The organism is Brevundimonas sp. ZS04 (genome assembly GCF_001956865.1).
Classification (GTDB): Bacteria; Pseudomonadota; Alphaproteobacteria; order Caulobacterales; family Caulobacteraceae; genus Brevundimonas; species Brevundimonas diminuta.
On record NZ_MTHE01000002.1, the window covers coordinates 1 to 19,730 of the forward strand.

General features: G+C 69.9%; 22 protein-coding genes and 1 other RNA gene. 14 read left to right on the plus strand and 9 right to left on the minus strand.

Annotated features, from left to right (window positions below):
- The coding region (locus BJP32_RS03030) for a YihY/virulence factor BrkB family protein (protein ID WP_076222827.1) at positions 1-1,080 on the plus strand (1,080 nt) is incomplete at its 5' end.
- Here the strand turns inward: BJP32_RS03030 and recR are convergent.
- On the minus strand, positions 1,077-1,679 hold the full coding sequence (gene recR / locus BJP32_RS03035) for a recombination mediator RecR (RefSeq protein WP_003166259.1): 603 nt from the start codon (positions 1,677-1,679) through the stop codon (positions 1,077-1,079). The two genes, BJP32_RS03030 and recR, sit on opposite strands and share 4 nt — an antisense overlap.
- A complete protein-coding gene (locus BJP32_RS03040) occupies positions 1,679-2,008 on the minus strand; it encodes a YbaB/EbfC family nucleoid-associated protein (RefSeq protein ID WP_003166260.1) in 330 nt (109 codons plus the stop codon). Before BJP32_RS03040 ends, recR begins: the two co-directional genes overlap by 1 nt.
- Before the next feature lie 174 nt (positions 2,009-2,182).
- Here BJP32_RS03040 and BJP32_RS03045 point away from each other — a divergent pair, with 174 nt between their 5' ends.
- Positions 2,183-2,797 (plus strand): malonic semialdehyde reductase, encoded by a 615-nt coding sequence (locus BJP32_RS03045; RefSeq protein WP_046652415.1) that lies wholly within the window; start codon positions 2,183-2,185, stop codon positions 2,795-2,797.
- A gap of 135 nt (positions 2,798-2,932) precedes the next feature.
- Here the strand turns inward: BJP32_RS03045 and nudC are convergent, their stop codons facing one another.
- The gene (gene nudC, locus BJP32_RS03050) at positions 2,933-3,856 is read right to left on the minus strand and encodes an NAD(+) diphosphatase (RefSeq protein WP_076222829.1); all 924 of its coding nucleotides are present in this window, start codon (positions 3,854-3,856) and stop codon (positions 2,933-2,935) included.
- 71 nt (positions 3,857-3,927) lie between these two features.
- Between nudC and ffs the strand changes: the two genes are divergently transcribed.
- From ffs to BJP32_RS03065, 3 genes are all read left to right on the plus strand, one after another.
- An RNA gene (ffs, locus tag BJP32_RS03055) (signal recognition particle sRNA small type) lies at positions 3,928-4,021 on the plus strand.
- A gap of 368 nt (positions 4,022-4,389) precedes the next feature.
- Positions 4,390-4,779 (plus strand): DUF3597 domain-containing protein, encoded by a 390-nt coding sequence (locus BJP32_RS03060; RefSeq protein WP_076222831.1) that lies wholly within the window; start codon positions 4,390-4,392, stop codon positions 4,777-4,779.
- A 57-nt stretch (positions 4,780-4,836) separates the two neighbouring features.
- Positions 4,837-6,699: a DNA polymerase III subunit gamma/tau gene (locus tag BJP32_RS03065; RefSeq protein WP_076222833.1), complete on the plus strand. Its 1,863-nt coding sequence runs from the start codon at positions 4,837-4,839 to the stop codon at positions 6,697-6,699.
- Here the strand turns inward: BJP32_RS03065 and BJP32_RS03070 are convergent, their stop codons facing one another.
- A complete protein-coding gene (locus BJP32_RS03070) occupies positions 6,700-7,422 on the minus strand; it encodes a 3-deoxy-manno-octulosonate cytidylyltransferase (RefSeq protein ID WP_076222835.1) in 723 nt (240 codons plus the stop codon). It abuts the gene before it with no gap.
- Between the two features lie 148 nt (positions 7,423-7,570).
- Here BJP32_RS03070 and BJP32_RS03075 point away from each other — a divergent pair, with 148 nt between their 5' ends.
- On the plus strand, positions 7,571-8,278 hold the full coding sequence (locus BJP32_RS03075; RefSeq protein WP_046652421.1) for a cytochrome c family protein: 708 nt from the start codon (positions 7,571-7,573) through the stop codon (positions 8,276-8,278).
- 78 nt (positions 8,279-8,356) lie between these two features.
- On the opposite strand, the gene BJP32_RS03080 is transcribed toward BJP32_RS03075, so the two are convergent.
- Positions 8,357-9,157 (minus strand): NlpC/P60 family protein, encoded by an 801-nt coding sequence (locus BJP32_RS03080; protein WP_076222837.1) that lies wholly within the window; start codon positions 9,155-9,157, stop codon positions 8,357-8,359.
- An 80-nt stretch (positions 9,158-9,237) separates the two neighbouring features.
- On the minus strand, positions 9,238-10,620 hold the full coding sequence (locus tag BJP32_RS03085; protein WP_076222838.1) for a M17 family metallopeptidase: 1,383 nt from the start codon (positions 10,618-10,620) through the stop codon (positions 9,238-9,240).
- Between the two features lie 89 nt (positions 10,621-10,709).
- On the opposite strand from BJP32_RS03085, the gene BJP32_RS03090 reads away from it, so the two are divergent.
- From BJP32_RS03090 to arfB, 6 genes are all read left to right on the plus strand, one after another.
- Positions 10,710-11,522 carry a tetratricopeptide repeat protein gene (locus tag BJP32_RS03090; RefSeq protein ID WP_076222840.1) on the plus strand — a complete coding sequence of 271 codons (813 nt, stop codon included), beginning with the start codon at positions 10,710-10,712 and terminating at the stop codon, positions 11,520-11,522.
- Positions 11,523-11,728: 206 nt separating this feature from the next.
- Complete coding sequence (locus tag BJP32_RS03095; protein WP_003166266.1) at positions 11,729-12,199, plus strand: iron-sulfur cluster assembly scaffold protein; 471 nt, start codon at positions 11,729-11,731, stop codon at positions 12,197-12,199.
- Between the two features lie 80 nt (positions 12,200-12,279).
- Entirely contained in the window at positions 12,280-12,528 is a 249-nt protein-coding gene (gene yidD / locus BJP32_RS03100) for a membrane protein insertion efficiency factor YidD (RefSeq protein ID WP_003167548.1), read from the plus strand.
- Complete coding sequence (gene thrS / locus BJP32_RS03105; RefSeq protein WP_076222842.1) at positions 12,525-14,465, plus strand: threonine--tRNA ligase; 1,941 nt, start codon at positions 12,525-12,527, stop codon at positions 14,463-14,465. Before yidD ends, thrS begins: the two co-directional genes overlap by 4 nt.
- A gap of 152 nt (positions 14,466-14,617) precedes the next feature.
- Positions 14,618-15,076: a YaiI/YqxD family protein gene (locus BJP32_RS03110; protein WP_076222843.1), complete on the plus strand. Its 459-nt coding sequence runs from the start codon at positions 14,618-14,620 to the stop codon at positions 15,074-15,076.
- On the plus strand, positions 15,073-15,474 hold the full coding sequence (gene arfB / locus BJP32_RS03115) for an alternative ribosome rescue aminoacyl-tRNA hydrolase ArfB (protein WP_003166269.1): 402 nt from the start codon (positions 15,073-15,075) through the stop codon (positions 15,472-15,474). Before BJP32_RS03110 ends, arfB begins: the two co-directional genes overlap by 4 nt.
- A gap of 159 nt (positions 15,475-15,633) precedes the next feature.
- On the opposite strand, the gene BJP32_RS03120 is transcribed toward arfB, so the two are convergent.
- The 3 genes from BJP32_RS03120 to BJP32_RS03130 are packed head-to-tail and all read right to left on the minus strand — an operon-like array spanning position 15,634 to position 18,511.
- Complete coding sequence (locus BJP32_RS03120; protein ID WP_076223107.1) at positions 15,634-16,131, minus strand: hypothetical protein; 498 nt, start codon at positions 16,129-16,131, stop codon at positions 15,634-15,636.
- Positions 16,132-16,154: 23 nt separating this feature from the next.
- Complete coding sequence (gene ubiB / locus BJP32_RS03125; protein WP_076222844.1) at positions 16,155-17,738, minus strand: 2-polyprenylphenol 6-hydroxylase; 1,584 nt, start codon at positions 17,736-17,738, stop codon at positions 16,155-16,157.
- Complete coding sequence (locus BJP32_RS03130) at positions 17,726-18,511, minus strand: class I SAM-dependent methyltransferase (protein WP_040346301.1); 786 nt, start codon at positions 18,509-18,511, stop codon at positions 17,726-17,728. The genes ubiB and BJP32_RS03130 overlap by 13 nt, the downstream gene beginning before the upstream one ends.
- Before the next feature lie 135 nt (positions 18,512-18,646).
- Here BJP32_RS03130 and BJP32_RS03135 point away from each other — a divergent pair, with 135 nt between their 5' ends.
- Together BJP32_RS03135 and BJP32_RS03140 are read left to right on the plus strand one after the other, a co-directional pair.
- Complete coding sequence (locus BJP32_RS03135; protein ID WP_024355112.1) at positions 18,647-18,943, plus strand: 4a-hydroxytetrahydrobiopterin dehydratase; 297 nt, start codon at positions 18,647-18,649, stop codon at positions 18,941-18,943.
- Positions 18,940-19,725: an SDR family oxidoreductase gene (locus BJP32_RS03140; RefSeq protein WP_076222846.1), complete on the plus strand. Its 786-nt coding sequence runs from the start codon at positions 18,940-18,942 to the stop codon at positions 19,723-19,725. The genes BJP32_RS03135 and BJP32_RS03140 overlap by 4 nt, the downstream gene beginning before the upstream one ends.
- Positions 19,726-19,730 lie beyond the last annotated feature (5 nt).

The following is a 19,730-nucleotide window of genomic DNA, read 5'->3' on the forward strand; positions in this document are numbered from 1 at the left end:
CCCGAGCCCCTGCCCCCGCGCGACCCCACGCCCGAAGACTATGACGCCGAAGAGCCCGGGCGCGGCCGCCTGGCCCAGCGGCCGTTGCAGATCCCGCACAAGGGCTGGGTCGACATCCTGTGGCGCACGGTCATGGGCTATTTCGGCGATCGCGTCGGCTTCGTCGCCGGGGGCGTGACCTTCTTCCTGCTGCTGGCCCTGTTCCCGACGCTGGGCGCCTTCGTCACCATCTACGGCCTGTTCGCCGATCCGGCCGACGCCTGGGGCCAACTCAGCTTCCTTTATGAGGTGCTGCCGTCGAACGTGGCTCAGTTTCTCGGGGCGGAGATGACGCGGCTGGCGGGCAGCTCCACCGGCCAACTGACCTTCACCCTGATCTGGACCCTGCTGCTGACGCTGTGGGCGGCCAACGGGGGGATCAAGACCCTCTTCTACGGCCTGAACCTCGCCTATCACGAGGTCGAGCGGCGCAATATCGTCATCTACAACCTGGTGTGCATGGGCTTCACCGTCTCGGCCATGGCGGCGGTGATGCTGAGCTCGGCCCTGGTGGTCGGCGTGCCCGTGGTGCTGGCCGTGTTCGGCCTGGAGGACGAGTGGGCCTATCTGGCGCCGCTGCGCTGGCCCCTGTTGTTCCTGGGCTATGCCGGGGCGCTGGCCCTGATCTACCGCTACGGGCCGAGCCGGGCGCGGGCGCGCTGGCGCTGGCTGACGCCGGGGGCCCTGTTCGCGGCCAGCCTGAGCCTGCTGGTGTCCTTCCTGTTCAGCTGGTTCCTGACCACCTTCGTGCGCACCGATTCCTACGGCCCGCTGGCGGCGGCCATGGGCTTTCTGCTGTGGACCTGGTTCTCGGTGCAGGTGATCCTGATGGGCGCGCGGCTGAACGCCGAGATCGAACACCAGACCGCGCTGGACACCACCACGGGCGCGCCCCGGCCGCTCGGCGAGCGCGGCGCTGTGATGGCCGATTCGGTCGGTCCCCGGCGCGGCAATCCCGCCGCCCTGGCCTTCACCCTGAAATACGCCGAGGCGCTGGGCGATCGGGTGATGCGGCGGCGGATGAAGAGACGGAGGCCCTAAGCGGGCCGTCGCGCCCGCAGGGCCTGGATGATGGTGCCGTCGTCCAGCCAGTCCAGTTCGCCGCCGACGGGGACGCCGCGCGCCAGGGAGGTCACCTGCACCCCCGCCGCCGACAGGCGTTCGGCCAGATAGTGCGCCGTGGTCTGGCCATCGACGGTGGCGGGCAGGGCCAGCACGACCTCCTTCGCCTCCCCGCCCTTCGCCCGGCCGATCAGTTCGGCGATGCGCAGTTGTTCGGGGCCGACGCCGTCCAGCGCCGACAGCAGGCCGCCCAGGACGTGATACTTACCGCGAAAGGCGCCCGACCGCTCCATGGCCCACAGGGCGCCGGCCTCTTCGACCACGCAGATCAGGGCGTTGTCGCGGCTCTGGTCCGCACAGACCGAGCAGGGATCGCGCGTATCGGGCGAGCCGCAGACCGAGCAGTTGACCACCTTGTCCGCCGTCTCGGCCAGGGAGGCGGCCAGCGGGACCAGCAGCTGCTCGCGCCGCTTCAGCAGGGCCAGGGCCGCGCGCCGGGCCGAGCGCGGCCCCATGCCCGGCAGCTTGGCCAACAGGCTGATGAGCCGTTCGATTTCCGGCCCGGCGGAGGCGGCCATCAGAAGAGTTTCGGCATTCCGGGGATGTTCATCCCGGCCATCGGCCCGGCGGCGTCGCGCATCAGGGCGTTGTTGATCTCGTCCAGCTTGCGCTTGGCGTCGGCGTGGGCGGCGACGATCAGGTCGGCCAGGATCTCGCCCTCGCCGGGCGCCATCAGGCTGTCGTCGATCTTCACCGAGGTGATCTCGCCGGGGCCTTTCAGGGCGATGGTCACAAGGCCGCCGCCCGAGGTGCCCTCGGCGGTGGATTCGGCCATTTTCGCCTGGGCGTCCTGCAGCTTCTGCTGCATCGCCTGGGCCTGTTGCATCAGGGCGTTGAGGTCTTTCATGCGCCCTAGATAGGGCCAAGCGCCGCGCGGCTCCAGACCCTGACGAAGAAAGCCTGTCGCGCCCGCCCCCTCCATATTCGTCACAAAATCGGTTGCCGATCTCTTGACGACGGAGTCGCGCAAGCCTAATTGGCCACAACTGAAGTTACCAATCAGTTTTCTGGAGAAGCCCTGATGGCCTTTGACGCCCTTTCCGCCCGCGACCTTCCGGTTTCCGACGCCGTTCTGGCCCAGCTGTTCACCGAGGCGCGCACGCGCAACGGCTGGAGCGACCGGCCCGTGTCCGAAGACCTGATCCGCAAGCTGTATGACCTGACCAAGTTCGGCCCGACGGCGGTCAACATGACCCCGGCCCGCTTCGTCTTCATCACCTCGCCCGAGGCCAAGGCCCGGCTGTCGACGCACATGGCCGAAGGCAACCGCGCCAAGACCCTGGCCGCGCCGGTCAATCTGATCATCGCCCAGGACATCGACTTTCACGACACCCTGCCCAAGCTGTTCCCGCACGCGCCGGGCGCCCGCGACTGGTTCCTGGACGAGGCCGGTCGTCGTGAAGCCGCCTTCCGCAACGCCTCGCTGCAGGGCGGCTATCTGACCATCGCCGCGCGCGCCCTGGGTCTGGACGTGGGGCCGATGTCGGGCTTCGACGCTGCGGGGGTGAAGGTCGAGTTCTTCCCCGACAGCAATGTCGAGCCGAACTTCATCATGAACCTGGGCTACGGCACGGACGAGAACCTGTTCCCGCGCTCGCCCCGCCTCGACTTCGAGGAAGCGGCCCAGATCCTGTAAGCGTTTTCCTCTCCATGAAATGGGGAGGGGGACCACGAAGTGGTGGAGGGGCTTAGCGACAGCGGAACCAAGCAGCCCCTCCGTCACGTCGCCTGCGGCTCCGCGCCACCTCCCCACGAAATGGGGAGGAGAAATTCAGCCCTCGCCCCGCGCCCAGGTCTCGAGCAACCGCCGCGCGATGGCGTAGGGCGGCGGGGCGTGGATGGTCGGATGGGTCTCGTCCAGAACGGCGCGCGCCTCGCCGCGGGTCAGCCAGGCGACGGCCTCCAACTCGGTCTGGTCGGGCGCGGCCTCGTCGGTCGTGACCTCGGCGATCAGGCCGATCATCAGTTGGGCCGGGAAGGGCCAGGGCTGGCTGGAGTGGTACCGTACTTCCGACACCGTCAGCCCCGCCTCCTCCATCACCTCGCGGGCGCAGGCCTCCTCGATCGATTCGCCCGGCTCCATGAAGCCCGCCAGCGCCGACATGCGACCGGCGGGCCAAGCGGCCTGACGGCCCAGCAGGCAGCGCGGCTCAGCCCCGCCCTTATAGACAGGAAGCATGATGACGACCGGATCGACGCGCGGGAAATGCTCGGTCCCGCAGGCGGGGCAGACGCGCTTCCAGCCGCCAGACGCCTGATCCGACGCCTTGCCGCAGGCGGCGCAGAAGCCGTGACGACGGCGCCAGTCGAACAGGCTCTTGGCCGTGGCGGCGATGCCGGCGTCGGCCTCGGGCAGGACGACCGCCGCCTCGCGCATCTCGACGAAACGGCCAAGGCCCCCGGCCGGGCCGCTGGTCGGGTCGATGGAGCCCTCGAACTCGGCGGCGAAGACCGGCGCCCCCTTCCACAGACCGAGGAAGACGTCGCGGTCGCGCGCCAGGTCGCGTGCATGGCCCAGCGACAGCCAGACCAGCCGCTCGGCCCCCTCATGGGTTTCGATCAGCGGGCGACCCTCCCACAGGATCATGGCCAGGGCTTCGGGATTGGCTTCCTGCTCGGCCAGCCAGGCGGCGTCGTTGCGAAGGTCGCCGGAGCGGTCGAGCGGATTGCCGGAAAAGACGTTGCGATAGGGCATGAGGCTTCATAGCCCCGACGACGCGTGCAGGGGAGGGCTTGATTCCCGCGCCGTCCGCCGTCATATCCCCTCTCGGAGATCGCGGGCGAAGGCTTCGCCAACCTGGTCAGGGCCGGAAGGCAGCAGCCACAACGAATTCCCCTTCGGGTCGCGGTCTCCACCTTATTCTTAGGGCGCTATGTTCGCGCCGCGGGCGCTCACGACTTGAGCGCTTTTTTATGCGGCATTGTTAGTGCGCTATCGCTCGGCTCGCGGAGCCTCGCTGCTTGAGCGCACGATCCCCGACATCTGCGCCGCACGTGTACCTGCATCTCCGCCGTCATCCTCGGGCTTGACCCGAGGATCGAGTTAAACGGCGTGCTCTGTCTTGCCGATGCCCCGCAGACAGATGGCCCGATCCTCGGGTCAAGCCCGAGGATGACGGCGAGGGAGGGGCGAACGGCGGCGTGGAAGGCCCGTCGTGCAAGCTTCACGGAACCGGGCTGCGCCTCATTCGCTGAAAGGGCTTCGATCCCCTCATCAGGAGCAGGCGAATGAGCATTCTCGGCAAGATTCTCGGCGGCGTCTTCAGGAAGAAGGAGGCGACCCCCGCCGCACCCGCGCCCGAAGCAGCGGCCCCAACCCTGGCGCCTTCGCCCACGGCAGCCGCCGTCGCGCCCCAGCCCGCGGCCGAGGTCGATGTCGCCGGCATCCTCGACTTCATGAACGAGCAGCGCGCGCAGAAGCTGAACTGGCGCACCTCCATCGTCGACCTGATGAAGCTGATCGGCCTGGAATCCTCGCTGGCCGAGCGCAAGGAGCTGGCCGACGAACTGGGCTACACCGGCGACAAGTCGGACAGCGCCAGCATGAACATCTGGCTGCACAAGCAGGTGATCCAGAAGATCCGCGACAACGGCGGCCAACTGCCCACCGATCTCTGAGCCTCTCTGCGGCGCGAGGGGGTGCGCGACGGCGCCCCTTCGCGCTAAGACAGGACCATGAGCGACGCCGATCACAGTCTCGATGGTCCTCCGTGGGAGGAAGACGCGCCCGAAGTCGAGGAGCGCGACCCCAACACCGACGACATGTTCGGCGCCCCGCCCCCCGTCGCGGCGGCCGAACCCGCGCCTGAACCGAAGGCGGAGCCCGCGCCTGCGCCCGCTCCCAAGCCGTTCGAAGCGCCGCCCGCCGAGGGCGAGGCCTACACCGTCCTGGCCCGCAAATACCGGCCGCGCGCGTTCGAGGATCTAATCGGGCAGGAGGCGATGGTCCGCACCCTGACCAACGCCTTCGCCACCGGGCGGATCGCCCACGCCTTCATGCTGACCGGGGTGCGGGGCGTCGGCAAGACGACGACGGCCCGCCTGCTGGCCCGCGCGCTCAACAACGAAACCGAGACGATCGACAAGCCGTCCCTGGCCCTGACGCCCACGGGGCGGCACGACGCCGCCATCATGGCGGGCCAGCACATGGACGTGATGGAGATGGACGCGGCGTCGCACACCGGCGTCAACGACATCCGCGACATTCTTGAGAGCGTCCGCTACGCGCCGGTCGAGGCCCGTTACAAGGTCTATGTGCTGGACGAGGTCCACATGCTGTCGACGCAGGCGTTCAACGCCCTGCTGAAGACGCTGGAGGAGCCGCCGCCCCACGCGAAGTTCATCTTCGCCACCACCGAGATCCGCAAGGTGCCGGTGACCATTCTGAGCCGCTGCCAGCGTTTCGACCTGCGCCGCGTGGAGCCTGAGGTTCTGGTCGGCCATCTGGGCCGCGTCGCCGAGCGCGAAGGCATGAAGATCGAGCAGGAGGCGCTGGCGCTGATCTCGCGCGCGGCCGAAGGGTCTGTGCGCGACGGCCTCAGCCTGCTGGATCAGGCGCTGGTTCAGGCCGAGCGCGGCGCGGTGGTCGAGACGGCCACGGTGCGCGACATGCTGGGCCTGGCCGACCGCACCCAGACCATCGCCCTGTTCGAACAGACCATGGCGGGCAAGACGGCCGAGGCCCTGACGACCTTCCGCACCCTTTACGGCTACGGCGCCGATCCGGTGCAGGTGGCCAACGACCTGCTGGAGCACTGCCACGCGGCCTCGGTCGCCAAGATGCTGGGGCCGAACGCCACCCGCCTGCCCGGCGATCAGGCGCAAAAGCTGGCGGCGCTGGGCGCGGCCATCTCGGCCGGGACGCTGTCGCGGACCTGGCAGATGCTGCTGAAGGCGCTGGACGAGGTGCGGCGCGCGCCCAATCCGGCCGATGCGGTGGAGATGGCCATCGTGCGGCTGGCCTACGCCGCCGACCTGCCCGGCCCCGAAGAGGCGCTGAAGGCGATCCAGTCGGGCGGCGTGCCCGGCGGCGGGGCCGGTCCTCGCGGCGGCGGCTCAGGGGGCGGAGGCGGCGGCGCTTCGGCCATGCTGGCGGCGCGGCCGATGGTGGCGCCCGCCCTGCCCGATCCGCAGAGCTTCGAGGCCGTGGTCGCCCTGATCGGCGAAAAGCGCGAGATCACCCTGCAGATGGACGTGGAGCGCTACGTCCGCGTGGTCAGCTTCCGCCCCGGCGCCATCACCTATGAACCGGCCGAGGGCTCGCCCCATGATCTGGCGCGGCGTCTGGCCGGGCGGCTCAAGGAATGGACCGGCCGCACCTGGCTGATCGCCGCCAACGGACAGGGCGGCGGCGAGACCCTGATCGAGGTCGAGAAGAAGGCCCGCGCCGCGCGCCGCGCGGCGGTCGAGGCGGACCCCTTCGTGGTGTCGATCATGCAGGCCTTCCCCGGCGCCGAGATCAAGGAGATCGTCACCCTGGCCCCGGCCGTCGAGATGCCCGCCATCCCCGACGACGGCGAGGCGGGCGACGACGACTGATCAGGCCAGCGCCCGCGCGGCCTCCAGATCGGCCGGGTTGTCCACCGACAGCGGCGCCGCTTCGATCACCGAAGCCCAGATCTGCAGCCCCATCTCCAGGGCGCGCAGCTGCTCCAGCTTTTCGCGCTTCTCCAGCGGCGACGGCGGGGCGGCGCAGAAACGGGCCAGGGCTTCACGCCGATAGCCGTAGATGCCGACATGGCGCCAGACGGGGCCGTCGCCGTACAGGGTCGAGCGGGTGAAGTAGAGGGCGCGGCCGCTCGTCTGGCCCTCCGCCAAGGCCAGCACCGCCTTGACCACATCGGGATTGGCCCGGTCCGAGACGTCCGCCTCGGTCGCGACCAGGGTGGCGATGTCGCAGGCTGATTCGCGCGCCAGCAGCGCGGCGCAGGCCTTGGTCAGGTCCGGCGAGGCGAACGGCATGTCGCCCTGGATATTGATGACCACCTCATGGGCGCCGTCGGGATCGACCGCCTGGGCGGCCGCCAGGATGCGGTCCGAGCCGCTGGGCAGGTCGGGATCGGTCAGCACCGCCTCGCCGCCCGCAGCCTGCACCGCCGCGACGATCTCCGGATCGCCCGCCGCCACGGCGACGCGGAAGCCCGAAGCCATGGCCTGCTCCCACGCCCGCACGATCATCGGCTTGCCGCCGATGTCCGCCAGGGGTTTGCCGGGCAGACGAGTGGCCGCCATGCGAGCGGGTATCATTATCAGCGGATTCATGGTCGCCAAGCGCCTTGAAAGCGCCCGGAAGCGTCCGGGCCGGTTGCGAAGGTCGCGCTAGCGTGTAAGAGACGCCCACGCAAGAATACGCCTGAACGCCGCTTCGCGGTTGGGGGGCTCACCTAGAGACGGGATGCGACGACGCGGAATGAGCGGCGATCTGAAGTGGAACAAGATTATGGGCGCGTGCCTGGGCACCGCCTTTGCGATCCTGGTGGTCCAGCAGGTTTCGGGCATGGTCTACCACACCAAGCAGCCCGAGAAGATGGGCTACTTCGTCGACGCGCCGGATGAAGCGGCTGCGGGCGCGGCCGAAGCCGCCCTGCCGATCGACTGGGGCACGGTCCTGCCGACCGCCGACCTGGCCGCCGGTGAAGCCGCCTTCGCGCGCTGCCAGGCCTGCCACACCGTCAACTCGGGCGGCGCCGACGGCATCGGCCCGAACCTGTTCGCCGTGGTCGGCGGCCCCGCCATGCACCGCGCGGGCTTCGCCTATTCGGACGCCATGGCCAAGCACAAGGCCGAAGCCCCGACCTGGAACTATGACGAGCTGGATCACTTCATCAACGCGCCGGGCCGCTATGTGCCGGGCACCAAGATGTCCTTCGCCGGCATCCGCGACGAGAAGACCCGCATCAACCTGATCGCCTGGCTGCGCACGCAAGGCTCGGCCGGTTTCGCCATCCCGGCGCCGGATCCCGCCCGTCAACCGGGCGCCGCCGCCCCGGCCGCCGCCGAAGGCGAGGCTCCGGCTGCTGAAGGCGCCGCTGCGACGGAAGCCGGCGCCGCTCCGGCCGAGGCGCCCGCCGCCGACGCCGCCGCGACCCAGGCGACGCCTCCGGCTCCGAAAGCCTAAGGGCGGACGGACACGACAGACGACGGAAAGGCGGCCTTCGGGTCGCCTTTCTTCGTTTCAGGATCAGGCTTTAGGGTGTCAGACCCGGCGGAAAATCGCTGAGGCGAAGCCGTCGGCGGTCAGGCGGGCCTCGACCTCGGCCAGGGTCTCGACCACCACGCCGCCGCGCGCGCCGGTCGCGTGGATGATGCGCTCGGCGTCCAACACCAGGGCCGAATGGCCGGTCCAGTCGCCCTCGGCCTGCGACAGCCAGATCGCCAGGTCGCCGCGCTGGGCGTCCTCGCGCGACACGGCGCGGCCGAGACCGGCCTGCTCATCCGCGCGGCGCGGACCAGGCAGGCCGCAGGCCAGCAGAGCCTGCTGCACCAGGCCCGAACAGTCGGTCTCCAGCGAGGAACGGGCGCCCAGGGCGTGCGGGCGGCCCAGCAGGCGCTCGGCCACCGCTACCAGGTCGCGCTCGAACGCGCCGATGGATTCCAGGTCGCTGTCGGCCAGGCCCTGAGCGTCGTCGCCGATCAAGGCGTTCAGCGGCAGGGCCGCGGAAACAGAAGCGACGCGGCGCGTCGCCAGGGGCGCGCCGGGCGCCAGGGCCTCCAGCGAGACCCAGCCGACCACGCCGTCGCGTCGGGCGCGGCCCCAGGCGCGGTCTTGCCGACGCTCCAACACGTCGAAGGCCTCGCCGAACAGCAACTGGTCGATGCGCTGACCGTCGTCCGCGACGATGTCGGCGACCGGCAGGCGGCAGTGAGCGGGATCGGTCCGGCGATAGGCCTCGGCCCGCATCAGGCCTTCCAGCGCCTGCTCGGCCAGCACCACGCGATCCCCGTCCCGCAGGATCAGGGGCGCGCCAGGCGGCAGCAGGGCCAGGACATCGGTCAAGCGGCGGTCTCTAGACGGCTCGGACAATTCGAGCCGCCCACCCTAGGCGCCGATCCCGAAGGGGGCGTTAACAGCCTTGGCTATTTGACGAATTTGTCGCTGAGGTAGCGGAAGCAGGCGCGGATGGCCTGGGCCTCGCCGCCTTCGGGCCAGCCGGGCCGGGCGCGCGGATTCCAGGCGAAGACGTCCATGTGCGCCCAGCTGCCCGTCGTCGGGGCGAACTTCTGCAGGAACAGGGCCGCCGTCACCGATCCGGCCTGGGCCCAGGCGGCGGAATCGTTGCGCACATCGGCGATCTCGCTGTCCAGCGAAGCGCGATAGCCCGCCCACAGAGGCATCCGCCACAGGGGATCGCCCACAGCCCGACCGGCGTTCAGCACGCCCTCGGCCAGGGCGTCGTCGTCGGTGTAGAGCGGCGGCAGTTCGGGGCCGAGCGCGATGCGCGCCGCGCCGGTCAGGGTGGCGAAGTCCAGCGTCAGATCCGGCTGGTGCTCGCCCGCCCGCGTCAGGACGTCGGCCAGGATCAGCCGCCCTTCGGCGTCGGTGTTGCCGATCTCGATGGTCAGGCCCTTGCGGCTGTTCAGAATGTCGCCCGGCCGGAAGGCGTCGGCCGACACGGCGTTCTCGACCGCCGCCACCAGCACCACCAGCCGCACCGGCAGACCGGCCTGCATGATCAGGCGGCCCAGCGCCAGGGCGTGGGCGGCGCCGCCCATGTCCTTCTTCATGTTGCGCATCCCGGCGGCGCCCTTGAGGTCCAGACCGCCGGTGTCGAACACCACCCCCTTGCCGACCAGGGCCACCAGCGGCCGGTCCGCCTTGTCCAGATTCCAGCCGATCTCCAGAACGCGCGGCGCGCGGTGCGGGGCTGCGGCGCGGCCGACCGCGTGAACGGCCGGATAGTTGTCCTCCAGCAGGGCGTCGCCGGTGGTGACGGTCAGGCTCGCGCCCGCGCCCTCGGCGATCTCGCGGGCGATGGTTTCGAGCTGCAGCGGCCCCATGTCGGCGGCGGGAGTATCGACCATTTCGCGGGTCAGGGCGCAGGCGGCGGCGATGTTCAGCGTCGCCGTCAGGTCGAGGCCGTCCGGCGCGACCAGACGCGCGCGGCCGCGCTCGGGCCGGGCCTTGTAGCGGTCGAACAGATAGCCGCCGAGCGCAAAGGCCAGCGCCGCCGAATGCGCCGCCTCGCCCTCGACGCCCTCCAACCGCCAGTCGCCCGCGGGCAAGCGCGTCGGCAGGCCGCGCGCCGTCATGGGCTCGAAGGCCTCGCCCGCGCCGAAAAGGGCCTGCTCCGGCGCGCCGTCGGCGGCGGGGACCACCAGCAGCTGGCCCGCCTTGCCGGTGAAGCCGTTGGCCTCGGCCCAGGCGGCGATGCGTCCCTCCAGCGCCGCGCCCGCCTTGACGATGCGAACCGGACGCGCGGTCGCGGAAGCGGGGATCAGCAGTTCGGACTGATGGGACATGGGGCGACCTTTCCGACACTTAACGCCGATTAACCAAACCTTGACCCGTCGGCGCGACCATAAGGGCAGAACCGCCACGGACCCCTTCCATGTCGCGCAACGCCGCCCTCGCCGCAACCGTCAGCCTGACGCTTCTGGCCCTCGCCGCCCCGGCCCTGAGCCAGACCGCGCCCGCAGCGCGCGCCCCTGCCGACGCCGCGACGCGGGCGGGCTACGACCGGGCCGACGCCCTCAGCCGCTCGGTGTTCTGGACCCAGGAGCAGCAGCTCAATCCGATGGACCCGGTCGCCGGGGTCAAGCTGGCCCAGGCCCTGCGCGAACTGGGCCAGTTCGATCAGGCCGCCGAGACCGCGCAGGGCGTGCTGGTCGTCCAGCCCGCCAATGTCGAGGCCATGCTGGAGGTGGGCCGCGCCCACATCGCGCGCGGCCAGGCCTTCTACGGCATCGCCGCGCTGGAACAGGCCAAGGCCGCCGCGCCGCGCGACTGGCGCCCTCTGTCGCTGCTGGGCGTGGCCTATCAGCAGGTGCGCCGCCCCGACGACGCCAAGGCCGCGTGGAACGAGGCCCTGCGCCTGTCGCCCGACAACGCCGACGTCCTGACCAACGCCGCCATCGCCCGCATCGGCGAGGGCGACGCGCCCTCGGCCGAGATCCTGCTGCGCCGCGCCGCCGCCCAGCCGGGCGCCGGGCTGCAGGTGCGCCAGAACCTTGCGCTGGCGCTGGGGCTGCAGGGCAAGACCGCCGAGGCCGAAGCCATCCTGCGCCGCGACCTGCCGCCGGAAGCGGCGGACCAGAACCTGCGTTGGCTGGCCGCGCGGATGCAGCCGGGGCAGACGCCCTCTCCCGCCGTGGCTGAAACGTCGCCGACCGCGCGGACGTGGTCGTCGCTGCAGGGCGGATAGAACGCGACTTTCTCCCTCCCCTTTTCATGGGGAGGGTGGCCGAGCCCTTCAGGGCGAGGTCGGGTGGGGGCGGCTTGGCTATCCAGGTGCCGCGTTCATGACCCAGCCCTCCCCACCCGGTCGCTGCGCGACCACCCTCCCCATGAAGGGGAGGGAGAAGCCTTGCGTCTCTTCACCTTCCGCCCTTGAGGGCCTATCTTCATCCCGTGATCGACGACCTTTACAGCGCGCGCATCCTGTCGCTGGCGGCCAACCTGCCGCACAGCGGGCGCCTGCCTGCGCCCGAAGGCTCGGCCGAGCGGGTCGCCAAGCTGTGCGGGTCGAAGGCGATCGTCGACGTGGTGCTGGACGCGGACGGCCGCGTCAGCGGCTTCGCCCAGACAGTCAAGGCCTGCGCCCTGGGTCAGGCGGCGGCGGGCGTGGTCGGGGAAAACGTCCTTGGCGCCTCGGTTGAGGAGATCGAGGCCGCGCGCGACGCCATGTCCGCCATGCTGAAATCCGGCGGCGACGGTCCCGAGGGCCGCTTCGAAGCCTTACGCGTCCTGAAGCAGGTCGCCGACTATCCCGCCCGCCACGCCTCGACCATGGTGGCGCTGGAAGCGACGCTGGAGGCGGCTCAGCAGGCGTTGGCCAAACACCAGAGCGATACGCGAACTCGTCTCGCCGGCGCGGCCTGAACGGCGCGTCGGTTGATCCCCCTGCCGTGAAGAGGGATAAGCGCGACGAACCCGAAACAGAGCCCCCGGCGAAGGGACCGATGTCTCTCTACGAACGCAGCGTCCGCGCGGCCCATCGGGGCTATAAGCTGACGCTGTCCCCCCTGATCGGCCAGCAGTGCCGGTTCATGCCGACCTGTTCGGATTACGGGCGCGACGCCCTGATCCAGCACGGTCCGGTGCGGGGGGGATGGCTCACCGTGCGGCGCCTCTGTAAATGCCATCCCTTCGGCGGTTCGGGCTATGATCCCGTTCCGCCCGCCAAGACCGAAAAAGAACGACCGTCATGATCGAACTGAAATTCCCCGACGGCGCCGTGCGTCAGTATCCGGCCGGCTCGACGGGCCGCGACGTGGCCGCCGCCATCTCGCCCTCGCTGGCCAAGAAGGCGGCCCTGGTCGTCTGGAACGGCGAGCAGCGCGACCTGGACCGCGTCATCGACGGCGACGGCGACTTCCGCCTGCTGATGCGCGACGACCCCGAGGCGCTGGAGACCATCCGCCACGACGCCGCCCACGTGCTGGCGCAGGCCGTGCAGGAGTTGTTCCCGGGCACCCAGGTGACGATCGGCCCGGCCATCGAAGACGGCTTCTATTACGACTTCGCCCGCGACGAGCCCTTCTCGACCGACGACTTCCCGAAGATCGAGAAGAAGATGGCCGAGATCATCGACCGGGGCGCGCCGCTGGAGCGTCAGGTCTGGAACCGCGACGAGGCCATCGCCCACTTCGAAAAGATCGGCGAGGAATATAAGGCCGAACTGATCCGCGACCTGCCCGAGAGCGAGACGATCACCGTCTACAAGCAGGGCGAATGGGCCGACCTGTGCCGGGGACCGCACTTCCCGACGACCAAATTCGTGGGCAAGGCCTTCAAGCTGACCAAGCTGGCGGGGGCCTATTGGCGCGGCGATTCCAACCGCGCCCAGCTTCAGCGCATCTACGGCACGGCCTGGGCGACCAAGGAAGATCTGGACGCCTATCTGCTGCGCATCGAGGAGGCCGAGAAGCGCGACCACCGCAAGCTGGGCCGCGCCATGGAGCTCTTCCACATGCAGGAAGAGGGCCGGGGCATGGTCTTCTGGCACCCCAAGGGCTGGGTGCTGTGGCGCGTGCTGGAAGCCTATATGCGCCGCCGTCTGGACGCCGCCGGGTATGTCGAGGTCAAGACGCCGCAGGTGCTGGACCGGAAATTCTGGGAGGCCTCGGGCCACTGGGACAAGTACCGCGCCAATATGTTCGTCTGCGAGACGGTCGAGGGCGAGACGCTCAGCCTCAAGCCGATGAACTGCCCCGGCCACGTGCAGATCTTCGATCAGGGCCAGCGGTCCTATCGCGAACTGCCGCTGCGCATGGCCGAGTTCGGCGCCTGTCACCGCTATGAGCCTTCGGGCTCGCTGCACGGCCTGATGCGGGTGCGCGGCTTTACGCAGGACGACGCCCACATCTTCTGCCGCGAGGACCAGATCGTCGAGGAGACGGCCGAGTTCATCAAGCTGGCCTATTCGGTCCACGCCGACCTCGGCATGGAGACCAAATACATCAGCCTGGGCACCCGCCCCGAGCTGCGCGCCGGCACCGAGGAGTTCTGGGACAAGGCCGAGGCCCAGATGCTGGAAGCCGCCCGCGCCGCCGGAACCGAGCCGGTCGTCACCGAGGGCGACGGCGCCTTCTACGCGCCCAAGCTGGACTTCATCGTCAAGGACGCCATCGGCCGCGAATGGACCTGCGGCACGATCCAACTGGACTATGTGCTGCCCGAGCGTCTGGATGCGACCTACATCGCCGAGGACGGTCAGAAGCACCGCCCGGTCATGCTGCACCGCGCGATCCTGGGCTCGTTCGAGCGCTTCATCGGCATCATGATCGAGAACTACGCCGGGGCCTTCCCGCTGTGGCTGGCGCCGACGCAGGCCGTGGTGGCGACCATCACGTCCGACGCCGACGGTTACGCCGAGGAAGTTCTGGCCAAGTTCCGGGCGGCGGGTCTGCGCACCGAGATCGACCTGCGCAACGAGAAGATCAACTACAAGATCCGCGAGCACTCGGTCGCCAAGGTGCCCGCCATCGCCGTGGTCGGCCGCAAGGAGGCCGAGGAAGGCAAGGTCGCCATCCGTCGCTTCGGCTCTCAGGCCCAGACCATCGTCACGGTGGAGGAAGCCATCGCCATGCTGACGGACGAGGCCCTGGCGCCGGATCTGAAGCGCATCCGCGACGGCGTGGCGTAAGACTGAGCGCGCTTCTCCTCTCCACTTTGTGGGGAGGTGGCGCGGCGCCGCAAGGCGACGTGACGGAGGGGCGGCCGGTCGCGCTGGCCCCTCCACCACTTCGTGGTCCCCCTCCCCATGAAATGGGGAGGAAAAGGCGCCATAAGCCTGTCATGGCCACCACCCTCTACATCGACGCCGACGCCTGCCCCGTGAAGGAGGAGGTCTATCGCGTGGCGCGCCGCTGCGGGCTGAAGGTCTTCGTGGTGTCCAACGCCTGGATCAACACGCCGCGCGAGCCGCTGATCGAACAGGTGGTCGTCGACGCCGGGCCGGATGTCGCCGACGACTGGATCGCCGAGCGCGCCCAGCGCGGCGACATCGTCATCACCGCCGACATTCCGCTGGCCGACCGGGTGCTGAAATCCGGCGCGCAGGCGCTGAAGTCGAACGGCCAGCCCTTCACGGCGGACTCCATCGGCTCGGCCCTGGCCGGGCGGATGATCGGCGAACACCTGCGCTCCATGGGCGTGCCGACCAGCGGGCCGCCGCCCTTCTCGGCCGCCGACCGCTCGCGCTTCCTGCAGGCGCTGGACGCCGCCGTGGTGCGGGCGCGCAGAGACGCGTCATGAGCCGTATTCCTGAAGACGAGCTGGAGTTCCGCTTCTTCCGCGCCGGCGGACCGGGCGGGCAGAACGTCAACAAGGTCTCGACCGCCGTGCAGATGCGGTTCAACGTGAAGAACTCGCCCAGCCTGACCGAGCCGGTGAAGGCGCGGCTGATGAAGCTGGCGGGCAGCCGCCTGACGCTGGACGGGGTGATCGTCATCAGCGCCGTGCGCTTCCGCACCCAGGAGCGCAACAAGGCGGACGCCGTCGAACGGCTGGAGGCCATGGTGGCCGAGGCCTCGATCAAGCCGGTCTACCGCGTGCCGACCCGTCCGACGCGCGCGTCCAAGGAGCGTCGGCTGCAGGCCAAGTCCAGCCGATCCTCGATCAAGAGCGGACGCGGCAAGCCGTCGCTGGATTAGGTTTCCACCCCCCTCCGTCATCCTCGGGCTTGACCCGAGGATCAGAGGCGGCGTCGCGCTCCTGTTTCCGAGGTCGGGCGCGCGAATAGCTGGATCCTCGGGTCAAGCCCGAGGATGACGGCGAAGGGATGGGGGAGGAGGGCTGTGCGGAGAGCGCCCTCAGTCCTGCGCCGGGCGGAACAGCAGGGCCGCGATCTGGTCCTGGTCGTCGAAGGCGATGACCCAGTCGGTGGCCTGCTTCTCGAACACCACGCGGAACATGTCGGCGCCGCTCTGCTGGCCGCGATGCTCGATCGTCTTCAGCGCGCCGAACTGCTGGATGAGGGGCGCCACCGCGCCGGACTGGGCGCGAATCTGCTCGGCCATGTCGGTGCTGAACACCGAATAGTCGATCTGATTGGCCTGGAAGGCGGCGATGACCCGGCGCAGGGCCTCTTCCGAACGGGCGATGTCCGGCGCCTGGGCGACGGGACCGGCGACCGGCGGCGAGGCGGGCGGGGTCGAAGCGGCGGGCGCATCCCCCTCGAAGGCGTCGGGCAGGGTCGCCGCAGCCGCGCCCTGAGCCGGCGCCCGGCTCGGAGCGGCGGTCTGGGCCAGCGCCGGGGCGGCCAGCAGGAGGGCGCCCGACAGGACGAGGGCGAAGGAAGAGGTCTTCATGAAACGCAGGCTCCGAAGAAACGTCAGGCGACGATCATCGGCCAAAGCGTCAGCACCAAGGCGACCGCCGACGCGCAGACTGCGACGGTGACGGCGGCGACCACCCAGGGCCGCGTTCCGGCCTTCTCGATCACCAACGTCTGAGACGACGGCGGGTTCTGCACCAGACGCGACAGGGCCCTGAGAGCGGCCATCGCCTCCTCGACCGTCTCCTTGATCTGGGCCTGCGGGCCCAGTTCGCGCTTGATCCAGCGCTCGACCACCGGCTTGGCGGCCTCCCACAGATCGTGATCGGGGTTCAGGCGGCGCGCCACCCCCTCGACCGAGACCATGGTCTTCTGCAGCAGCACCAGTTCGGGGCGCATATGCATGTCGAACAGGGCGGTGATCTCGAACAGCTGGCCCAGCAGGCGGCCCATCGACACCTGGCTGGCCTGGCGGCCGATCACCGGCTCGCCGACCGCGCGCAGGGCCTGGGCGAAGGTGTCGACCGAATGGTGCGGCGGCACGTATCCGGCCTCGAAATGGACGCGGCTGATGCGGTCGTAGTCGCGGCTGATGAAGCCCCACAGGATCTCGGCCAGATAGCGTCGCTCGGCCGGTCCCAGCCGCCCGACGATGCCGAAGTCGATGGCCGTCAGCTGCGCGGGCGCGTCGGCGAACAGATTGCCCTCGTGCAGATCGGCGTGGAAGACGCCGTGATCCAGCGCCTGGACCAGGAAGGCGCGCACCACCTTGTCGGCCAGGGCGTCCTTGTCGAGACCGGGCAGATCGACCAGGGCCGGGTCCGTCATCGGCAGGCCGGGCGCCCACTCCAACGTCAGCACCCGCTTGCCCACCCCGTCCCAGACGACGGCGGGCGCGGACATATAGCCGTCCTTGGCCATGACCTCGGCCAGTTCGGAGGCGGCGGCGGCCTCCAGCCGCATGTCCAGCTCAAGCTGCAGCGACTGGGCGATGATCTCGACGAAGGCGCGCGGCTCCAGCCGACGGGCCGGCTCGACGAAGCGGTCCACCAGCTTGGCGCCCAGACGCATGGCATCCAACCCCTGGGCCACGCGGCGCTCGACGCCGGGGCGCAGCACCTTGACCGCCACCTTGCGCCCGTCGGCCAGCCGGGCCGGATGCGCCTGAGCCAGCGAAGCGGCGCCCATCGGTTCGGTCAGATTGATGAACAGGCTCTCGGCCGGACGGCCCAGCGAGCGCTCGATCTCGCGCTTGGCCTCTTCCAGCGGGAAGGGCGGCAGCTTGTCCTTCAGACGCCCCAGATCCTGAGCGAACTGCAGGCCGAAGATGTCGGCGCGGGTGGCCAGCACCTGGCCCAGCTTGATGGCGACGGGGCCGAGATGCTCGAAGGCCTGACCGACGCGCTGGCCGGGTCGTCCCGCGCGGTGCTTGCGGCTGGCGAACAGCTGGACCAGGCGGGCGAAGGGGCGGCCCCAGGCGGGCAGCAGGGGGTTGGCCTCGCGCGGGATCAAGGCGTCGTGGCGCGCCAGCACCCAGCCCCAACGGATCATGCGCAGGGCCGCGCCGACCGGATGGCGGACCGGCTGGGCCTGCGGCGTCGGCGGCGGGGCGTTGAAGGTCAGCCGGCTCAGATCGCCCACCCGTGGTGGATGGCGGCGATCCCGCCCGACAGATTGGTGACGCTGACGCGGCTGAAGCCCGCCTCCTCGATCATCCGCTTAAAGGTCTGCTGATCGGGGAAGCGGCGGATGCTCTCGACCAGATACTGGTAGCTGTCGCGGTCCTTGGCGACCAACTGGCCGATGCGCGGGATGGCGTGGAAGGACCAGGCGTCATAGGCCTTCCTCAGCGCGCCGGTCGTGGGCCGCGAGAACTCCAGGCAGATGAAGCGGCCGCCCGGCTTCAGCGCGCGGCGCGCCTCGCGCAGGGCCTGCGGGATGTCGGCCACGTTGCGGATGCCGAAGCTGATCGAATAGGCGTCCAGGCAGGCGTCCGGCAGCGGCAGGTGCATGGCGTCGCCGACGCCCCAGGCCATCTCGGGCTCGCCGCCCTTGGCCACGCCGTTCAGGATCATCTCGGCGTTATAGTCCATGACGATGACAGTGGCGTCCTCGCCCCCGCGCCGTTCCTGGGCCGCGCGGGCCATCCTGGAATAGCGGCGCGCCATGTCGCCAGTGCCGCCGGCCATGTCCAGCACCACCTCGCCCGGCCGGACGTTCAGCTTGGCCGCCGTCGCGTCCTTCCAGATGCGGTGGACGCCCGCGCTCATCAGGTCGTTCATCAGGTCGTAGTTGGAGGCGACGGAGTTGAACACGCCGCGCACCATCTGCACCTTTTCCTTGGCGTCTACGTCACGGAAGCCGAAGGAGGAGGTCTTGCCGGAAGCGTCGGAGGAGGGATCGGCCTGGGTCATGGATGGCGGTGTAACGCCTCCCGTCGCCGCCGTCATCCGGGGAAGCGTCGCATGATGGCGCCATCTGACGCAGGCTTGCCGCTTGTCGCGTCACGGGGCGCGCGATACGCCTGAACAAAATCCAAGGAGACGCCCATGACCGCCGCCCTCGACGTGACCGAAGTTCTGGCGGGCCTGCCCGACTGGCGCCGCGCCGACGACCCGCGCCCGGCCATCGCGCGCACCCTGCGCTTCGCCGATTTCAACGCCGCCTTCGGCTTCATGACCCGCGTCGCCCTCTTGGCCGACAAGGTCGACCATCATCCGGAGTGGTCCAACGTCTACAACCGCGTCGAGGTGCTGCTGACCACCCATGACGCGGACGGGGTGACGGAGCGCGACGTGGCGATGGCCCGCTTCATCGACGAGGCGGTCAAGGGCCTGGTCGAGTGACCGGCGGCCGCGTCGCAGGCAAGGCGGCCCTGATCACCGGCGCCGCAGGGGGGCTGGGCCAGGCCATGGCGCGGATGCTGGTCCGCGAGGGCGCCAAAGTGGCGCTCAGCGATCTGGACCTGAACGGCGCGCGCGCCCTGGCCGAGGCGATCAACGCCGACCACCCCGGCATGGCCTTCGCCTATGAGCACGACGTCACGCGCGAGGACGACTGGGTCCGCGTGGTCGGCGCGGCGGTCGAGGACATGGGCGGGCTCAGCATCCTGGTGAACAACGCCGGGATCGGCGGCCAGCTGTTGTGGGCCGAGCAGGACACGCTGGAGAACTGGCGCAAGGTCCAGGCGGTCAACCTGGAATCCGTCATGCTGGGCTGCAAGCACGCCATGGCGCCGCTCAGGGCCTCGGGCGCGGGGTCGATCGTCAACATCTCCTCGATCGCGGGGCTGGCGGCGGCGCCGGGCATGGGCGCCTACAACGCCACCAAGGCGGCGGTCTGGCTCTACACCAAGACGGTGGCGCTGGAGGCGGCCAAGGCGGGCTGGAACGTGCGCGCCAACTCGGTGCACCCGGTCTTCATCAAGACGCCGATCCTCGACCCCTTCATCGCCATGGCGGGCGGAGACGAGGCGAACGCGCACGAAAAGCTGGCGCGCGGCATTCCGCTGAAGCGCATCGGCGAACCGGACGACGTGGCCTATTGCGTGCTTTACTTGGCCTCGGACGAGTCCAAGTTCGTGACCGGCGCCGAGTTCAAGATCGACGGCGGACTGACGGCGCAGTAGGGGCT